Source organism: Pseudoalteromonas sp. SWXJ133, assembly GCF_015864365.1.
Classification (GTDB): domain Bacteria; phylum Pseudomonadota; class Gammaproteobacteria; order Enterobacterales; family Alteromonadaceae; genus Pseudoalteromonas; species Pseudoalteromonas arctica.
This window is the reverse complement of the sequence record NZ_JADYXJ010000020.1, coordinates 61,933-81,321: the sequence shown is the minus strand read 5'-3', so window position 1 is coordinate 81,321 and position 19,389 is coordinate 61,933. Positions and strand designations below refer to the sequence as shown.

Sequence of the window (19,389 nt, the reverse complement as noted above, 5' to 3'; positions counted from 1 at the left end):
ATGTCTAACTCTTGTTTTCATTGCCTTGAGAGTGTGCCAAATGGATTTAGTGCAAGCGTTATAATTGACGACAAAGCCCAGCCAATGTGTTGCATTGGCTGCCAAGCTGTTGCACAAAATATTGTTGACCAAGGTATGACCGATTACTACAAATACCGCACCGTACGTGCCGGTAAAGTAGAACAGCTAGTACCTGAGCAACTCGCATTTATAAAAAGTTATGACAACGAAGACATCCAAGACGAATTTATAGCGACTAACGATAATATCTCAGAGGTATTACTGAGCGTTGAAGGTATAACCTGCGCTGCTTGTGCATGGCTTATCGAAAAACAACTTTTAAATTTAAACACAGTTAAACGTGTTGATGTAAATACATCAACCAACCGCGCGATGATTCAGTGGGATAAAACCAGAACCCCATTGAGTGAAGTAATTACCTCCTTAGCTAAGATTGGTTACAAAGCCTATCCATTTCAAGCCGATACTGAAGCACAACAAAAACAGCAAACTGCAAAAGCCTATATTCGCCGTTTAGGTGTAGCAGGCTTGATGACCATGCAAGTAATGATGTTTGCATTTGCCATGTACTTTGGCATGTTTTCAGGTATGGACAGTAATTTTGAGCAGTATTTTAGGTGGATCAGCTTAGTACTTGCCTCTCCCGTTGTTCTATATAGCGCACTGCCCTTTTTAACCAATGCTATAAATGGCTTAAAAGCTAAACAACTCAATATGGATTTACCTGTCTCGCTGGCTATTTTTGGTGCATTTGGTGCAAGCTGTTACGCTACATTTATGGAAGTGGGCGAGGTATATTTTGAATCTGTATGTATGTTTACCTTTTTGCTGTTATTGGGAAAATACCTTGAATTTAGAGCACGTTTAAAAGCGAGCGAGTTTACTGCAAACTTACAAAAACTACTGCCATTAACAGCGCGCACTATTAACGAAAGTGGTGACGAGCTTATAATTGCAGCAAAAAAACTAAAACTTAATGACATCGTACTTATTAAAGCGGGTGAGACAATTCCTGCCGATGGCGAACTCATTAAAGGTAAAACCACGGTTGATGAATCAATGATGACCGGTGAACATCTACCCGTAACTAAATTTATTGGTCACAATGTTTATGCCGGTTGCGTTAACCACGATGGTGTTATTGAAATAAAAATCAATAAAATTGGCCAAAATACACTTTTAAATCAAATTATACGCCTACAACACAACGCACTTACTAAGCGGCCTAAGCTGGTTGAAATTACTGATAAAGTAGCACAGTGGTTTATTGCGTGTTTACTCATATTTGCTTCGCTTACTGCTATTGGTTGGTACCAAATTGATCCAGAACACGCATTTTGGATCACTATTTCGGTTTTAGTTGCTACCTGCCCGTGTGCCCTGAGTTTAGCCATACCTACCGCGCTTACATGTGCAGTGGCAACGCTTACCCGCAAAGGCGTATTAATAAAACAAGCGCATGTGCTTGAAACGCTCTCACAAATTACTTTATTTGCATTTGATAAAACAGGCACACTTACGCAAGGTAAATTTAGCCTTGATGAAGTAGATATAATCGATAAACAATATACAAAAGCGCAAGTGCTAGATATAGCAGCCATGCTAGAGCGTTATTCTGAGCACCCTATCGCCAGTGCATTTGATGAGATTACGTCAGCTCACCGCTGTCTTAATAACGTTGAAGTACATCCAGGACTGGGAATTAGCGCACAAGATGCAACTAATCATTACGCAATTGGTAAAAGTGGTTGGTTTAATAGCAAAAAATCGAATGCACAAGCGAGCTTGTATATAAATAAGCAAGTTGTTGCACGCTTTTACTTTGTTGATAAAGTAAAAAGCGATGCTAAAAAGCTCATAGACTCACTTCAATCGCAAAACTTAACCTGTCACATGTTAACCGGCGACGCGTCAGATGCTGGGCAAAAAGTAGCTAAGCAACTTAAACTTGAAAGTGTGCAACTTGGATGTTCTCCACAAGATAAACAAACCGCCGTTGAGCAATGGTCTTCACAAAACGAAGTGGTTGCAATGGTTGGTGATGGTGTAAACGACAGCCCGGTATTTGCCAGTGCGCATTTATCTATCGCTATGGAAACCGGCGCAGACATATCAAAAAATAGCGCCGATGTAGTGCTCCTTAATAGCGATTTAGCCTCAATCGATCACTTACTTAATGTCGCTAAACAAACCAGGCGCATTATTAAGCAAAACCTTGCGCTTTCTTTATTGTATAATGCTTCTATATTACCACTTGCAGCATTGGGCTTAGTTGCTCCGTGGATGGCTGTGATTGGCATGTCTGCCAGCTCAATTATTGTGATAAGCAATTCACTAAGGCTATTAAAGTTATGAGCATAATTTACATTTTGATTCCTATCGCCATTTTATTTGTAATTATCGCTATTGGTGTATTTTTTTGGGCTGTAAAAAGCGAGCAGTTTTCTGACTTAAACAAGCAAGGTCATAGTATTTTGTTTGAAGATGACAAAGAGCAACACAACAAAAGTAATGATTGACCCTCTTTATACCAGCGCATTTTTAATGGGACTAATCGGTAGCGGTCATTGCATTGCTATGTGTGGTGGCATTGCAAGCTCATTACAACTGGCTAGTGATAAACGCAAAACATTTACCTATTCATTTGCCTATAATGTTGGACGTGCTCTGAGCTACATGGCAGCAGGCGCACTTGTTGCTGGTATTAGTAGCCAATTTGCAAGGCAAAACACCTCCTTTTCTTTAGTACTTTCGTTCATTGCAGCTATTTTTATGCTCCTTGTCGGCGTGTATATAATGCGCTTGGGCCCTACTTTACAATGGTTAGAGAAAATTGGTAAAACCTTGGTGTGGCAACACATTGTTAAGCTAAATAAATATTTAATGCCTATTAACTCTTCTTTTAAAGCCCTAGGTTACGGTGCTTTGTGGGGATGGCTACCTTGTGGGCTTGTATACTCAGCGCTTACATGGGCGATGACTAGCCCAAGTGCCCTAGACGGTGCCTTAGTTATGCTTTGCTTCGCTTTGGGTACTTTTCCCGCGATGATCACGTTAGGCGTTACCGCGCAAAAACTAAATACTATTATTAACCATCCATGGACCCGAATTGTATTAGGCAGTGTTATAATTTGGTATGGTATCTACTTATTGATTATTGCAACTGACAAGCTGGTACATTAATCTATTCGCAATATTAACCTTTAAGGTTATTTTGCAGTCGTGTATAAAAATTTAAACGGATTAAATTATGGATTTCTCTCAAAGTCGCGCTAAAGGTAATTGTGCTATTAGCTGTAATAACTGCAGTATTAGTCAATTGTGTTTGCCATTTTCACTCAATGGCCAAGAAATGGACAAGCTTGACGAAATTATTGAGCGAAAAAAACCACTCCATAAAGGCGACTATCTATTTGAATCAGGTGCACCTTTACAGGCTATTTATGCGGTTCGTTCTGGTTCATTTAAATCGTACACGTTATCGGAGCGAGGTGATGAGCAAATTACCGGCTTTCATTTAGCGGGCGACCTAGTTGGCTTTGACGCAATAAGTAAAATGACTCATCCCAGTTTTTCGCAAGCACTTGAAACGTCAATGATATGTGAAATCCCATTCGATACTCTTGATGAACTATCAGGAAAATTACCAAAGCTTCGCCAACAAATAATGCGCTTAATGAGCAGTGAAATTACATACGATCAAGAAATGCTGTTATTACTCAATAAAAAATCAGCAGAGGAACGCTTAGCTAGTTTCATTTATAACCTGTCAGAGCGTTTTGGTGAGCGTGGTTTTTCGCGTAAGGAATTTAGATTTACGATGACTCGCGGTGAAATAGGCAATTACTTAGGCCTTACAGTAGAAACCATTAGCCGTTTATTAAGCCGTTTTCAAAAAGCTGACTTAATTAAAGTAGAGGGTAAATTTATTACTATTTTAGATAATGATGCCTTGGCTAAAACAGCAGCAATAGTTAAGCCTCGCTAAATTAAATAGTTTGATTTAGAACAACAATTTATATGCTACCCCTTTAACTGTTTTATATTTACGTTACACTAAATGTACACCCGTTAGGTAAATGGAGTAGCATATGAACACTATTAAACGCATTATTGCGGTTATTGACCCCACCAAAGATGATCAACACGGTTTAGCACGTTCAATAGATTTAGCTAAAAAGTCTGGCGCAAGTATTACCGCTTTTATGACGGTTTATGACTTTTCTTATGAAATGACAACCATGCTCTCAGGCGATGAACGCGAAGCTATGCGTAATGCTGTGCTTAAAGAGCGCAGGCTTTGGCTCAATGATTTAATATCTCCTTACAAAAATGTAAATATTGAAACTCAAGTTATATGGCACAACCGCCCATACGAAGCCATAATTGATACTGTAATTAGGCAAAAATACGACTTAGTCATTAAAAGCACACATCAACATGGTGCACTTAAATCCGTTATTTTTACCCCGACCGATTGGCACTTAGTACGCAAATGCCCAGCTCCGGTATTATTTGTAAAAGAAATGGCATGGCCAGCAAACGGTAATATTTTAGCTGCAGTAAATGCAGTTAGTGAAAACGAAGAACATGTAGCACTTAATAAACGCGTTATTAAAGATGCACAATATTTATGTGAACTTGCCAACGCAAAACTTAATTTAGTTAATGCTTATCCTGCAACACCCATAAATATAGCAATCGAAATTCCTGAGTTTAACCCAGGACTTTATAACGAATCAGTTAAAAAGCACCATCATGAATCAACCCATGCACTTGCTGCAGAGTTTAATTTAAATCCAGAGCAATGTTTTATTGAAGAAGGCCTGCCAGAGGATGTAATCCCTGATGTAGCGAAGCGGTTAAATAGCGAATTAGTTGTTATTGGTACTGTAGGTCGCACGGGCTTAAGCGCCGCTCTTGTAGGTAATACAGCTGAGCATGTAATTGACAGTTTAGACTGCGATGTACTCGCATTAAAACCCGATGGTTACGTAAGCCCGCTGGCAAAAAATTAAATTAGGGGGCTGCTTATCAACATGTAGATATATTAATTGCCATTACTCCAGAAAAAACAAGTGAAATCGAGTAAAGCTTCCGCGCCCTACCACCTCTTCTTTATTTACAAGTAGGCAAGGAGAGCACCCGTTATTTGCAATAAATACGATGTTTAATTTTCTTTAAATTACATCCTAAACTCGCATATTCAGGTGGTTTGGGTATAATACGCCCCTTTATTTTTAGCAAATAACTTTGCTGTATTGTTTTACTAGGGGGCGTAATTGTCACACTCAGATCAAGCTAAAGCTCAATTTAACTTAAATAAGCTGCAAAAGCGTTTACGTCGCCAAACTGGTCAAGCCGTTATGGACTTCAATATGATTGAAGAAGGTGACCGTATAATGGTGTGTTTATCAGGTGGCAAAGACAGCTACACAATGCTTGAAATGCTTCAGCATTTAAAACGTGTAGCACCTATAAAGTTTGATCTGGTTGTTGTAAATCTTGATCAAAAACAACCCGATTTCCCTGAACATGTACTACCTCAATACCTTGATAAACTAGATGTTGAATATAAAATTGTAGAAGAAGATACCTACAGTATTGTTACCGATATTATTCCTGAAGGTAAAACAACCTGTTCACTTTGCTCTCGTTTACGCCGTGGTATTTTATACCGCACAGCAAAAGAGCTAGGCGCCACTAAAATAGCCCTTGGGCATCACCGCGATGACATGATTGAAACCTTATTTTTAAACATGTTTTATGGTGGGAAACTAAAAAGCATGCCGGCTAAATTAATGAGTGATAACGGTGAGCACATGGTTATTCGCCCGCTTGCATACTGCAAAGAAACTGATATAGCCCAATACGCATTTGCACAAGGCTACCCTATAATCCCGTGTAACCTTTGTGGCTCGCAAGAAAACTTACAACGTAAGCATACAAAAACTATGCTCGCTAAATGGGATGCAGAGCACCCTGGCCGTATTGAGAGTATTTTTACAGCCATGCAAAACGTCGTGCCTTCACATTTAGCTGATGCCGACTTATTTGATTTTGAAAACTTAAAAACAGGTGAAGTAATTGATGGTGGCGATATCGCCCTTGATAAACCAGACATTCCTAAAGTGCCTGTTACTAATGAGCTTGATGAAAAAGAAGCACCAAGTGTAGTTACTATAAATCTAAGCTAACATATCTAAGCTAACAAATTTAAGGGGGTTGTATTTATGTACAACCCCCTTAAATTTACTAATTCAGCATTGCGTTCTATTTTTAACTCTCAGCTAAGCCTTGTAAAAATTCCAAACTTAACTTTTCTTGTGCATTAGCCTGATATGGTAATTGCTGCAAGCTATCGTACGAGAAATCGTTAATATCAAAATGACTTATTTCACTATTCCCAAAGCTATTTCGCTCACCTGGGCTTGGCGACATTCTCTCAATAACAAAGTCGCTTAAGCGCATATCTGTAATGCCTTGTGGTAACACCGACCAATGAGCTTTCAAATTAAGAGTTTGGCTTCCCGTCGTTAACCGCTCTTTAGATACTAAATGAGCAAGTGGTGTATCGCCACTGTATAAATTAGCCCTAACACGATACAAACCACTTTTTACTACCGCTATGTTAGCTGGCAAAATCATGTTTTCGTTTTGTGCATAAGCAGTTTCAAAACCTGTTAAAGTTGCACTTGGCGGCATATATTGAATTTGCGCAACCACTGGAACTTTTTTACCGGCAACATCGCCCTCTACAAACACTTGTAAGCTACGAGGGTAATCATCTTCTCCTTTAAATGTAATAATTACTTCACCGTCACGCGCATTGCCTGTATGGGTATTTAACACTTCTTTTGTATCTGTATTTGCAAGCTCAACGACCACTTTCCCAAGCCCTTGAGCGCTTACCATTATTGTTATTTCTTCTGGGTATACAAAACGATATTGCTTAAGACTTAACGTTAAAGCATCACCACTTTCATCAATAGGGCTCGATACGGGGTAGAATTGATTTGGCTTTAATCGGTCTTCATCTAATGGACTCAATGGCTGAGAATAAGGAGGAAATTTAAGTGCACTTTCATATTGCATAACCACTTGCTGCGCTGCTTTTGTTAAGTCTTCATTAAACGCGATTTGTTTTTTTGATTGTGTTTTTTTTGCTGTAGGTACATCTATAGGTATCACTTTTACAGGCGATAAATCAGCTACGCTCGCACTGTGTTTAACCTGAGGTGTTATTGGCTCAGCAACTTTATGAGCATCATTTTTACCTGTAAACCATAGTGAGAATAAAATAGTGCTAATAATTAAAGCAACGACATAAAATTTTTTCATTTTTATATTTCAATCTTTTATAAGGCGTATAGTTTTTTTACTAGACGCCTTGTATGTTATGGAATCACATTATAAATAAGTGCTGATGCACTTAAATTATTTGAATCCTTAATATAACGATATTGTTTTTTCCAAAACCAACTACCTGTGGTTTTATCAAACGTATTAAACCCTACGTTATTACCTTCAACATTTACGTTATTCATGGCTATCGTTACATTACCTTTACGCTGCGCGTTATGAATTTCGTTATGGCTATAACTGTCACTCATCATCATTGGATAATGGTTTGGCATAAAGCTACTAACAGCATCACCTTGCGATTTTAAATGCCCATCTGTATCAATACTGCTGCTACAACTTCCAAACGAGCCAGCCGAACTGGCACCACATGAGGAGTGCGATGCCACAACCGAATCATCATTACCTTTTAAAAATCCACCTGTTAAACCTAAATAAGCATTACCATCTGCCACAAAGCGTAATCTAGGTGTACGTGCATCAGGAAATGGAGATATTTGACGAGCATTATTTACTTTTAAATCGTGTAATACGCCAACGGCCTCGGTTACATCACTTCCTAGCCACCATTTGAGTGCTGCATCGACCGCAAAGTTCCATGATGCGCCAGTTAAAGCACTAACAGCTACGTCAGCCAGCTCACTTCCACCACCCGCGCCTGCTAAATCAAACGTAGCAACAATATTAAGCGGCTCTAAATCTTCGTTTTCTAACCAGTTTTCTTGATTATCAATAATATGGCGTGCAACTAAGTCTCCTGTTGAATGTGTTACAAATACACACCCATCACTGCATAAATTAGAGCGTGAAATTTGCTTTAACTTTGGCCACACCCAATCGGTAGCAATTTTACCTTCAATACGTTCATAAGCAGGCCAATCAATTCGCTCATCTGCACGATTATTCCAGTACGATTGCCAATATGTTTCACCATCATTAATTACATCGCTTCCTGATTTATTGGTTATTTGCGAGGTTTGTAAGCCATGAATTAATATAATTTTGTAGTCTTTACTCGCTGCAGAAAAGCTCATTAATATAGCTAAACCCGCAACGATCAGGCGGCTCGGCTTAATTAATTTGTGTGTGCGCTTTGTGTTGTTCATACAATTCCTTAATGTTGTGTACTTAATATTTTATTATCATTTAAGGTGTTCATGTTGGTTTACATAAGCTTGTCAGCTTAGGTGTTCACTAGTATTAGGAACAACTAACGAAAATGCAACAATATATTATCATTACATATGGGTGAAAATTTATTTCAACCTAATTAATGAGTTAACAAAGCTATACTTGTTAAATTTGAAATTATCAGATGATTTTCAAGGGGGGTGTTGAGGTAGTAAGATTAAAACGAGCACCATTAAAAGTGCCCACTTTAGAATAAGGACGTAACTAATCTAGCCGTTAGCTTTGAGTTCACTGGTAAATTGTCCAATCGCATTCACAACTTCTTGTGCACCTTGTTGGATCTCTTGCATCACTTCACCCGATTCTTTAGATAACGCCAATCCTTGCTCTGCCTTCTCTTTACCTTTTTCTATTACAGCCACCGTATTTTGGGTTTGTGATTGGTTACGCTGTACTACTTCTACAATTTCTTCTGTTGCTTTTGAGGTACGCGATGCAAGCAATCGAACCTCGTCTGCAACCACAGCAAAGCCTCGCCCCTGCTCGCCAGCTCTAGCCGCTTCAATTGCCGCATTTAGTGCCAATAAATTTGTTTGTTCCGCAATGCTACTAATGCTTTGTACAATACTCGATATTTGCTGCGACTGCTGATCAAGCGCTGAAATCTCACTCGCAGCTTGCTCCATGTTAATAGCCAACTCCGTCATTACAGCAACCGTATCTTGTATAACGCTCGCGCCTTGTTCAGCTTTTTTGTCAGTTTGGGTTGAGGTGCTATAGGCAATTTCGGCCGCTTGTGAAATTGCAATCTCTTGATTTACTTGATCAGTGATAACAGTCGCAAACTTCATCACTTTATAAAGCTCATTAGCATCATTAGATATCGGGTTATATGACGCTTCTAGCCATACAATATTGCCATGTTTATCAACACGCTTAAAACGCTCAGCAATAAACTTACCTTCTCTTAATTTAGCCCAAAATTGCAGATACTCTTGGGAGTTATACTCTGAAGCCTCACAAAACGTACGATGATGCTTACCTAGTATTTCACTTTCTTGGTAACCCATTGCAGCCAAAAACTGATCATTTGCTTTTAAGACATGGCCCTCTAAATCAAATTCAATTACCGCCATAGAGCGATATATCGCTTTAATAGTATCGCTTTGCTCGCGGGAGGCTGTGATTGTTTTGGTTAAATCACTAGCGAATATAGAAAAATAAAGAAGCTGATCTTGCTCACCTTTCACTGGGTGTACAATTAAGCGTAGCCACTCTGCTTCGCCATCAAAACGGGTAATTTGTAATGTCCCCCCCCAATGGCCTTCGGCTTTAATTGCTTGTTGTAAGCTTGTAAAATCTTTAGATTGGCGTGACTGCTCAGTAATAAAATCATTAAAGGGATTATTAGTTAACGTATCTTCGTCATAGCCAAGCTTTTGCAAAAATAAATCATTGGCATGAGAAATACGCCCATCATAAAGAATGTTTAGTACTAACATCTCTCGGTAAAGCCCTTCCCACACTTGTTTTAACGGATAGAGCTCTGCTTTTAAAGAGGTTATTTCATTTTGTTTATTTTTAGAAAAAAACATTAATATCCTTACTAATACATTCAATATAAAATTAATTTTAGTATAGAAGACATTTATTATAACGCGATAAATAACAAGTAGTTTGAAGCTAAATTATTAATCAAAAATACAAACTAAGCTTAAAATTGTAACCTTTCATACAAACCAGATGCTCTTGATACACTTTTATTCATTGCAAGTAGTAGTACTTTTTTATCAGCCACCAGCTCGAAGGTGTTTTTAGCACGGGTTATTCCCGTATACACTAATTGTCTGTTAATACCCATGCGCGCTTGTTTTAGCGGTGGCAGTACCATAGCGGTGTAACTAAACTCTGAGCCTTGTGATTTATGAATGGTCATCACATATACTTTATCGTGCGCAGGGAGTCGTGCAGGTGAAAATGCTCGCTGATTACCTTGCTCATCAATAAATATGGCTTTAAGTTGCCCACTTTCATCGGGCATCAAAATACCAATATCACCGTTAAATAACTTAAGTTGGTAATCGTTTTGGCTCACCATAATAGGCATACCCGTATAGTGGTGAGTATTAGGACTTACCGTAATTAGACCTTGCTGTTGCAATATGCGCTCTATTCGTTGATTTAAACTATGAACGCCGTAATCGCCCTCTCGTACCGCTGCTAAAAGCTGATAACTAGCAAAAGCGGCATGCACCTGTGCAACACTTGCACCTTGGGCTATCAAGTTAAGGTACTTTGCATAATGACTTCCTGCACTTTTAACGAGCTTTTCAATCGGTTTTGCTACAAAGTCGTAATCTAAAGTTACATTGTTAAAGCGCCCTTCAGTACTTTCTTGCTCTACGTAATTTAAAATACCGGTGTTATTGGTGTTTACCGCAAGTGCGAGTTGACCAATGCCGCTTTGTGCGTCAAATCGATAACTGTGCTGTAAAAAGGCAATGCAATCCGCGAGTTTAAATTGACTCGTACTTTGCGCTTCGAGCTTAGGCTCATTATTAAAACATAAGCTATTTAGCTCATCACAACGTGCTTGCGAGTAGCTTGGCGTTTGCCCAAGTGTTAAACTTTGGCATAAATCGCTCATTACGCTGCCGGTATCAACCGAGGCAAGCTGATCTTTATCACCTAAAAGTATTAATCGAGCATGTGCAGGCAGTGCTTCTATTAATTTAGCCATCAGTGATAAATCGACCATACTGGCTTCATCAATAATTAGTACATCTAAATGCAGCGGATTGCTTTTGTTATGCCTAAATTTATTAGTAAACGGTTTTACACCCAATAAGCGATGAATAGTTTGCGCGTTTTGCGGTATTAACGTTTTTATATTATCAGGAATTGTTGTGAGCTTATTTTTAGCACCCAATATTGATTCACTCAACCTAGCAGCGGCCTTACCTGTAGGGGCCACAAGTTTAATGCTAAGTGGTGCTATTTTATAAAGCGACTGTAAAATAGCGAGTAGCTTAGTCACTGTAGTAGTTTTACCTGTGCCAGGACCGCCCGTGATCACACTAAAGCCTTTGGTTGCGGCGATCGCGCACGCCACTTTTTGCCAATCAGTTTCAATTGTTGAATCCGCAGGAAAATAGGTATTTAAAAGTTCAGCCAATACTTCATTATTAATATTGAGCTTTCGCTCGCTCATACTTAATAGTCTATCTGCGAGTGTTTGCTCATAACCTGCAAGGCGCGCAAAATAAAGTCGCTCGTTAAATAGTTGCAATGGTTTATTTTCGCCTACGCTTTCATGGCTTTGTAAGTAACTGAGCGCTGTTTGTACATTAAAGTCATCACTAAACGGGCTTAGCGTACTGGGTACATTGCCATCGAGTTTATTAAAGTCACTTTTGCGCAAGTTAAAAGGATTGCTCCAATCAACTTCATTTAAGGTTAGGCAGCTATGCTGGCTTTGCTGCGATAAGCACAGCAATAAAATAATATAAAACAGTTCATTGTGAGTTTGCTCAATGTCATTAGCACACAGTAATTCAGCGAGCTTCACATCAACTACACGCAGTCGATTTTGCGCTAATAAATACTCAAGTAACGGGACTTCGGTAATCGTATTATTTAACACAATGTCCTCTAATGGGGCATCTTGTGCTACATTTTTTGAAGTAAGAGGCTCTGCGGCTTCATTATTAAGTGTCTCGTCAATATCGTCAAACAATCCAGGTTGCTCATTTAAATCGCTCATAGCATAGCTCCTTGGCTAAATAAGCCATCTAAAATAGTTACTTGCTCTACAGTTAGCTTTTTAAAGTACACGCCTTGCCCTGCCGGCATTCCACGTAAAAACGTGTAATACACGCCGCCTAAATGGGTTTCTATTGAGTAACCAGCTATACGTTGTTTTAATAAACGATGCAGTGCTACGGTGTAAATTAAATACTGTAAATGATACTGATGACTGCTCATAGCTTGCTCAAGCATATCGCCTTCGTAATCAGCTGGCGTACTGCCTAAATAATTAGACTTATAATCTAAAATATAATACTTGCCTTGGTAGCAAAATATTAAATCGACAAAGCCTTTTAACAAGCCCTTTACGTGCGAAAATTCAAGCTTACTTTGCGTAAAGCCAAAATGTTTAACCAGCATTTCGTTTAGCTTTGGTGCACTTAAGCTCTCAAGTGGTAAATTAAACTCCATTTCGACTAGGCAGTCATTGGGTGTAAGCACACCTAATGAAAGAAGGCTGTTTTCTAGAGAGCTTTTATCTAGGGGGCACGCAAGAACATCAAGCACCCACTTTTCAGCCACTTCTCGCCATTGCTCACCTATGTGATACTTTTCAAGGCTGCGCTTAACTACCTCAGATAAGTTTTGCTCGGTATTAGTTGGGTGAACTATTGGGCTAATAAAATCTATTTGTTCAAATATTTCGTGCAAACAGCTACCCGGCTTTGGCCCTTTAGGAAAACTATAAGGTGATGGCAGTTCGTCCTCTTGCACTGCAAACTCGTCTTTTTCGTGATCTTCATCACTTCGCCCTGGGGCTAATTGGTCGCTATGCTTTTTAAAGCTTAACGCACTAAAGCTGGTTGCTCGCCAGTTACGCTCAATATTTGCCGTTACTCTATTAACACTTAATGTTTGCTGCGCAATTTTACTATTACTAAAACAAAGCGTGCCCTGCTCTAATAATGTTTGTGAGGTAAATTGCTGATAGCTCATCGCACTATTAGCGTCGCAAAACTCACTTAAATGCGTGCGCCATGTTTGGCTACTGGCAAGTTCAAGCCCTGCAAATAAAACATGCCCAAGTGCACTACTTTGCATAGCCAAGCGGCTACTTTGTCCTTGCCCAATGTTATAAACACCAAGCGCACAAAAATGTACGGCGCGAGTAAGCGCTACATAAAGCAGGCGTAAATCTTCAGCTAGGCGTTCTTGCTCTGCTTTTTGCAGGGCATCTTCGTCTTTACTTAAATCGTAAACTAGCTTGCCATTATTATGATAAAGCGCTTCTTTTGTTTCGCGATAGCCACTGGCAAACGGCATAAATACCAGTGGGTATTCAAGCCCTTTTGAGGCATGCATAGTGACAATTTTAACTAAATTGGCGTCACTTTCTAGGCGCACTTGTACTGTTTCGCCATCTTGTTGGCTTACCTTTTGTGCAAACCATCGCAGCAAACGCAGCGTGCCTTCAAGCTCTATTTGTTTTTGCTGAAGTATTTCGCCCAAGTGCCTAAAGTCCGTCAGCCAACGCTCAACGTTATACCCTAAACCTTGCCATTTAGCGCTAAGCTGGTTATGGCTCATTAAGCGCTCAAGCATGGCCATAGCGCCTTGCTTGTTCCAAATGTGGCTAAGTTGTGCAAAAAAGTTTAAATGCTCTTGCCATTTATTTTCATCATCGGCGAGTGCATGTATTTCGTTATAACTTAAACAAAATAATGGACCAGCTAAAACACCGCGCAGCAATGACTCGTCATATTGACCATGCAGCGCTGTTAAAAAGTTAAGTAGGTGATGGCTAAGCTCTTGGCTAAAAACGCTTTCTCGTGATAAATACACGCTGGCTATTTTGGCTTCGCTAAGCGCTTTTTTCATTATTTGCGCTTCAACACGGTCGCGCACTAATATACAAATATCGGCAGCGCTTACAGGGTTACTGCCAATACACGCGTCCCCCTGTTTTGCTTTTTCAAGCAGGGTCACTATTTTATTCGCAAAGTGAGTGGCTAAATGTGCTTGCCCTACACCTTTGTTAGTTGGTTTGTTTTTTTCGTCTGCGGCTTCATCTACAAATACATTAAATTCGAATGCGGTAGCGGGTTTGCCATCAATTAAAAAAGAGTCTTCTGCCTTTTTACCTTTAGCAGCTACTGCGTTAAACGGTATAGCATCGTTATAAATAAAGCTATTAGCGTGTTTGCCAAATAAGCTATTAACGCTATTTACTATATCGGTACTTGAGCGAAAGTTAGTACCCAGCGTAAATTGCTGATCAATCTGCACTGCCTCTTTTGCGCCAATATACGTAAAAATATCAGCGCCCCTAAAGCCATAAATAGCCTGCTTAGGATCGCCTATCATGGCAAGCGTGGTATTTTGTTGCCCGTAAATTCTACTAAAAATACCGTACTGAATCGGATCGGTATCTTGAAATTCATCAATCATGGCAACCGGAAACAACTGCGCAATTTTTTGCGCCAGTACGTCGCCTTGCTCGTTATTAAGTGCACTGTGTAAATTAGTCAATAAGTCATCGGGGGTGATCACGCTTTGCTCTTGCTTGCGTTTCACTATGGCGGCTTTTACCCAGCGTGCGGCGTGTTGTATAACCGCTATTTTAAGCCCTTGGTTTATTGTGTTATTAAGGGCGGCAAGCTCGTCAAACTGACTCAGTAATGGATGCGTAAATAATGGCTGATTTTTTTTATAATTACCTGCATCGCTTAAGTTTTCGCTACTCCACACTTCAAACGAATACTTGCTAGTGCCAAACTCAAAAAACAAATCGCCACCTAAACAAAATGCTTCAAGCGCAGCAAGGCTGCCTTTTCGTGCTGGCGTTTTAGACCCACTTAAACCCGAGCCTTTAATAGCTCCTATAAACTCTTGCTCTAATACTGCTTTTTTAAATGCGGGTACACGGGTTATGTATTCATCGCGTGCTTTCCATACATCATCTAAATTTATTTGTGGTGTAATGTGCGCATTAGCTTTATTTAAAATGCTCGCCACTTGAGAAAACAAAGCCTCTGGTGCGGCAAACACATCTAAAATAGCATCGGTGCGTTCTTTATTAAGTGGGTATACAAACGCACGCCAAAAATCTTTAATGGTTTCGAGCAGTATGTCGCGCTCATCTAAAATAAATTCGAGATTAAACGCCACACCCGACTCAAACGCATGTTGTTTTAGCATCCGCTGACAAAAGCCATGAATAGTAAAAATAGCGGCTTCGTCCATTGATTTAGCAGCTGCATCGAGTAAATCAAAGGCGCGGTGTTTATCGTCAATTTTGGCAATTACGCCTTCAATGAGTTCGTCATTTGGGTTTTGCCCAAGCAATGCGTCGCGCGCAGTAATAATTCGGCTGCGTACGCGGTCTTTAATTTCTTGGGTGGCAGCGTCGGTAAAGGTTACTACCAAAATTTGCTCAACACTGAGCGGCGTATTTAACTCACCTTCTATTTGCATACCTAGTAAGTAACGTAAATACAGCCCCGTAATCGTATAGGTTTTGCCGGTACCCGCACTGGCTTCTATTAAACTTTGACCAATGAGCGGCATAGTAAGAGGATTAAGCGCTTGCATGGTCACTCTCCTTTGCGTGTTCAAATAAAGGCGTGAGCAATTTATCACTCCATTTTATAAATTCTTCTTGGCAGTCGTTTAGCGATTGCACCGTTAAGCGAATATACGGGTTTTCGCCCTCGCCTCGCCCTATGTATTGCGGGCTAAATTTGCTCATTGCTTTTGTTATATCGCCGCCGCTTTTAACGTATTCATAACCACTTACCGGAAAAAACGGCACCGGCTCTGCGCGCAGTGCTTTATATAACTCAAACCAATCAAGTAGCAATGCATCGGCATCGGCTTTGCCTATGGGCGCAAAGGTAATTTGCTTATCAAGCCCAAGTAACAATGTTTCTACTTGTTGATCCATACTTTGCGCTGCAAGGTGATAAATAAAGCCTTTAATTAAATCTTTCGCTTTAATACTCGCGCTGCGATAAAACACTTGTTTTTGCAAATAAACATGATTGAGCCAGCCCTCTATTTTGGTGCCTTCAATGGTAAGCAAAACTTCTATTGGCTCACTTTTTCCGCCTTTAATGTGCTCTTTTACTTGCCCTGCAAGCGCATCAACTCGGTGCTCCATACTCTCAAATATGAGGCTGCCTACATTGGCTTGAGGTAACTCACCTCGCTGCAGTATTTGTTCGGTACTTAGTGGTTGCTCGTTTATATTGGCTTTAAGTATTTCATCAAGGTAAAAATAACGGCGCAGCGCATCTAAACTAAATGGCTCCTCGTCTTTTGCTACTTCGTTAAATTGTGGCAGGCGTAAACCTAGTGTTTGTTGATAAAAGCTCTCCTGTGCGCTGCACACACTTCTAATAAACACATCAAGATCTAACTGCTCTGGCACAACAACATCAAGCGCAATAACCGGCTGTGGTTTAATTGACTCACTTGGCAGCCAAATTGGGTTGTAACTGTGGTTGCTCAGCACAGTATTGGCTTGCTCATCGGCTAAATAATAATGACTATTAAAGGGCTGTAAATGCTGCTGATTGATTAGACATGCGGGCAGCGTTTTATCGCTTTTATCGCTTAATACAAAGCTGCGCCCTATGTATTCTAACAGCTCGCTTACAAGGGTTGATGGCATGCGCGGTTGGTTATCAAAACACGAGCGACCAATGTAACTCATGTATAGGTTGTCGCGGGCACTCAGTATCGCCTCTAAAAATAAGTAACGGTCATCTAATTTACGTGATCGGTCACCTTTTTGCTTTTTAGAGTAAGGCACTAAGTCAAAACCAATGGGTTGTACGTTACGCGGGTAGTCAGCATCGTTTAAGCCCAGCATGCATACCACTTTAAATGGTACGGCGCGCATGGGCATAAGCGTACAAAAGTTTACTTGCCCAACCAAAAATCGCTGCCCTACGCCTTTTTCTTGAATGCCTTGTTTAACTAAGTAACTAACAATACGCTGCGAAACCGCTTTGCTGTAATCACCATTGTCGTGGTGTTTTTGTAACTCTTCGAGCACGTTTTGAAGTACTAATAAATCCCAGCTGTCGTCGCTTTCACTTTCGTATATGGCGTTTAATAGCTCGCTTAAAATATGCGCTTTATTGGTGAGCGTATCATCGGGCGTTAGCTGCTCTTTAAAGCTTTGCAGTACATCAATAAAGTGCACGAGCTTGTTGAGTGTATCAAGCGCCATGCCTTCTACTTCATCAGCGCTGTAAATACCGTTAAACGGGCATTGTTCGTCGCGCATGGCAATACCAAGCAGTAAACGGTTGAGCCCATGTTGCCAGGTATTTAAATCGATAGCGGGCAAATCAAAGCTGCTTTTATGCGCTGCGTTTATACCCCATTTAACGCCTACACGTTCAAGCCAGTATTGAATTTGCTCGTATTCGTGCGCTTCAAGCCCAAATTTTTCGGCTATTTGCGTCACTTGTAATAAATCGAGAATATCCGACACACCAAAGCGCGAAAACGGTAAGTTAGCTAAACTCGCAAATGAACTAAGGACGGGTTTTTCTTGCTCTATGGCTAAATCGGCCAGTGCGTAAGGAATGAAGCGGCTGCCTTGTGCCCCGCCAAATACGGCTTCAATGTAAGGGCTGTAAGTGCCCACATCGGGCATCATGACGATTATGTCTTTGGGGGTAAGCGTTGGGTTTTGATTAAATAAGTTAAGTAAGTAGTCGTGCAAGCGCTCAACTTCTCTAAGCGGTGTATGGCAATCGCTTAGCGTAATACTGGTGTCGGTTGCACTGATTGGTAACTTACCTTCGTCGTTTATAAACCACTCTTTGTTATCGGTCAGCGATTCACCTTTAAACGCAAGCTGATAAATCTCGCTTTGTACTTGCCCTAGTAAGGTGTCGTCAAACACATCAATAAAACCATCTATCCAACGGGCATCTAACTGTACGAGTTGCTCAAAATAGTCGCGACCTAATTTACCCCACGACGATAACAACGGATTACCTATAAAGTAGTATTCTTCATCTGGATTGGTTTGTTTTTTTTGTTGCGCTTCCACCAGCGGCATTTTGGCGTATTTAGCGCTTATTTTAGCTGCTGTTTTTTCATCTATAATATCGCCCCAGTAATGCTCACTCGGGTTAAAAAAGAATAATATAACCTCGGTTTTTTTACTCAGCGCTTCAAATACGTCTAGCTGGGAGCTGGCAATCGCCGATATACCAAATAAGCTAATGCGTTGTGGCAGTAAGCTATTGTCCATAGTCTCAAGTGCTGCTAGTAGCTGCCCTTGCATATTAGCGCGATGAAATTGGCTTTGCCCAAGGTCTTGGCTTAGCTTTACAATGCGTCGCCATAAGTCAGGTTGCCATGGGGCAATGGTTACATCCACGTCATCAAGTTCATCTTTTCCGCTATCCCATGTGGCTATCCAGTGCGGTCGGTACATTAAATATTGGTCGTACACATCGGCTATTTTTTCGCACAGCGCAAAGGTTTTTTGCCCGTCAATATCGCCTTCTAAATAGGTCTTTAGCGGCAAATATAATGGCTCGTCAATACAGTTTGGTAAAATTGCAAACAGTTTCCAAGCAAGGTTAGGTTTATTAAACGCCGACTCTTTAGGGACATTTGGCAGCAATTGCTGATACAACTGCCAAATAAAGCTCGATGGCAGCGGAAAATCGACCTGCGCTGCAACCCCTAAGTTTTCGCTCAAACCTATTTTTAACCACTGCGACATACCCGGCGATTGCACTAGCACCACTTCTTTGTCGAACGGGCTTTGCAATGGGTTTACTTTTAACAGCTGGTGGAACTGCGCTTGCAGGGCTTCCATCCGGTTTGATTGAATAATATTTAGCATATAACACTGACCTTGCTTGAGATAAAACCAGTGTAAGATATTTTCAATATTAGGGGTAGTTATTCACTAAAATTGGTTCTAATAAATCAATGCGTTAGTCATTAAATAGTCAAAAAGCCCATCAGTGATGGGCTTTGTTTTAATTCAATTGTTAATCCTAGGGTCTGTTGATCTTTCAAGGTTAAATTTGCAACAGTCTGTTTGGTATTTAGGCAAGGCAGAGCCTATGTAGTGTAGTTATTCCCCATAAA

General features: G+C 40.3%; 12 protein-coding genes. 6 read left to right on the top strand and 6 right to left on the bottom strand.

Annotated elements, in window-relative coordinates:
• The 6 genes from I6F40_RS14365 to ttcA all read left to right on the top strand — a co-directional run bounded on the left by I6F40_RS14365 (window position 1) and on the right by ttcA (window position 6,218).
• Window positions 1-2,376 carry a heavy metal translocating P-type ATPase gene (locus I6F40_RS14365; RefSeq protein ID WP_197193108.1) on the top strand — a complete coding sequence of 792 codons (2,376 nt, stop codon included), beginning with the start codon at window positions 1-3 and terminating at the stop codon, window positions 2,374-2,376.
• Window positions 2,373-2,540 (top strand): cbb3-type cytochrome oxidase assembly protein CcoS, encoded by a 168-nt coding sequence (gene ccoS, locus I6F40_RS14360; protein ID WP_002963071.1) that lies wholly within the window; start codon window positions 2,373-2,375, stop codon window positions 2,538-2,540. Before I6F40_RS14365 ends, ccoS begins: the two co-directional genes overlap by 4 nt.
• The gene (locus tag I6F40_RS14355; RefSeq protein ID WP_197193115.1) at window positions 2,533-3,204 is read left to right on the top strand and encodes a sulfite exporter TauE/SafE family protein; all 672 of its coding nucleotides are present in this window, start codon (window positions 2,533-2,535) and stop codon (window positions 3,202-3,204) included. The genes ccoS and I6F40_RS14355 overlap by 8 nt, the downstream gene beginning before the upstream one ends.
• Window positions 3,205-3,271: 67 nt before the next feature.
• Entirely contained in the window at window positions 3,272-4,009 is a 738-nt protein-coding gene (locus I6F40_RS14350; RefSeq protein WP_197193107.1) for an FNR family transcription factor, read from the top strand.
• Between the two features lie 103 nt (window positions 4,010-4,112).
• Window positions 4,113-5,039, top strand: a complete 927-nt coding sequence (gene uspE / locus I6F40_RS14345) for a universal stress protein UspE (RefSeq protein WP_197193106.1) — start codon at window positions 4,113-4,115, stop codon at window positions 5,037-5,039.
• A gap of 264 nt (window positions 5,040-5,303) precedes the next feature.
• A complete protein-coding gene (ttcA, locus tag I6F40_RS14340) occupies window positions 5,304-6,218 on the top strand; it encodes a tRNA 2-thiocytidine(32) synthetase TtcA (protein ID WP_197193105.1) in 915 nt (304 codons plus the stop codon).
• Window positions 6,219-6,300: 82 nt separating this feature from the next.
• Here the strand turns inward: ttcA and I6F40_RS14335 are convergent, their stop codons facing one another.
• The 6 genes from I6F40_RS14335 to recC form a co-directional block, all read right to left on the bottom strand.
• Window positions 6,301-7,362, bottom strand: coding sequence for a hypothetical protein (locus I6F40_RS14335; RefSeq protein ID WP_197193104.1), 1,062 nt, complete (start codon window positions 7,360-7,362; stop codon window positions 6,301-6,303).
• A 56-nt stretch (window positions 7,363-7,418) separates the two neighbouring features.
• Window positions 7,419-8,489 (bottom strand): hypothetical protein, encoded by a 1,071-nt coding sequence (locus I6F40_RS14330; protein WP_197193103.1) that lies wholly within the window; start codon window positions 8,487-8,489, stop codon window positions 7,419-7,421.
• A 294-nt stretch (window positions 8,490-8,783) separates the two neighbouring features.
• Window positions 8,784-10,109, bottom strand: a complete 1,326-nt coding sequence (locus I6F40_RS14325; protein WP_197193102.1) for a methyl-accepting chemotaxis protein — start codon at window positions 10,107-10,109, stop codon at window positions 8,784-8,786.
• Window positions 10,110-10,228: 119 nt separating this feature from the next.
• A complete protein-coding gene (gene recD, locus I6F40_RS14320; protein ID WP_197193101.1) occupies window positions 10,229-12,277 on the bottom strand; it encodes an exodeoxyribonuclease V subunit alpha in 2,049 nt (682 codons plus the stop codon).
• Complete coding sequence (gene recB, locus I6F40_RS14315) at window positions 12,274-15,852, bottom strand: exodeoxyribonuclease V subunit beta (RefSeq protein ID WP_197193100.1); 3,579 nt, start codon at window positions 15,850-15,852, stop codon at window positions 12,274-12,276. Before recB ends, recD begins: the two co-directional genes overlap by 4 nt.
• Window positions 15,839-19,138, bottom strand: a complete 3,300-nt coding sequence (gene recC, locus I6F40_RS14310; protein ID WP_197193099.1) for an exodeoxyribonuclease V subunit gamma — start codon at window positions 19,136-19,138, stop codon at window positions 15,839-15,841. The genes recB and recC overlap by 14 nt, the downstream gene beginning before the upstream one ends.
• Window positions 19,139-19,389 lie beyond the last annotated feature (251 nt).

Excerpts from the sequence above, each read along its gene's own strand:
- I6F40_RS14330 (WP_197193103.1), bottom strand. The coding sequence starts at position 8,489 with ATGAACAACACAAAGCGCACACACAAATTAATTAAGCCGAGCCGCCTG.
- ccoS (WP_002963071.1), top strand. The coding sequence starts at position 2,373 with ATGAGCATAATTTACATTTTGATTCCTATCGCCATTTTATTTGTAATT.
- I6F40_RS14335 (WP_197193104.1), bottom strand. The coding sequence starts at position 7,362 with ATGAAAAAATTTTATGTCGTTGCTTTAATTATTAGCACTATTTTATTC.
- I6F40_RS14355 (WP_197193115.1), top strand. The coding sequence starts at position 2,533 with ATGATTGACCCTCTTTATACCAGCGCATTTTTAATGGGACTAATCGGT.
- I6F40_RS14350 (WP_197193107.1), top strand. The coding sequence starts at position 3,272 with ATGGATTTCTCTCAAAGTCGCGCTAAAGGTAATTGTGCTATTAGCTGT.
- recB (WP_197193100.1), bottom strand. The coding sequence starts at position 15,852 with ATGCAAGCGCTTAATCCTCTTACTATGCCGCTCATTGGTCAAAGTTTA.
- recD (WP_197193101.1), bottom strand. The coding sequence starts at position 12,277 with ATGAGCGATTTAAATGAGCAACCTGGATTGTTTGACGATATTGACGAG.
- uspE (WP_197193106.1), top strand. The coding sequence starts at position 4,113 with ATGAACACTATTAAACGCATTATTGCGGTTATTGACCCCACCAAAGAT.
- recC (WP_197193099.1), bottom strand. The coding sequence starts at position 19,138 with ATGCTAAATATTATTCAATCAAACCGGATGGAAGCCCTGCAAGCGCAG.
- I6F40_RS14325 (WP_197193102.1), bottom strand. The coding sequence starts at position 10,109 with ATGTTTTTTTCTAAAAATAAACAAAATGAAATAACCTCTTTAAAAGCA.
- I6F40_RS14365 (WP_197193108.1), top strand. The coding sequence starts at position 1 with ATGTCTAACTCTTGTTTTCATTGCCTTGAGAGTGTGCCAAATGGATTT.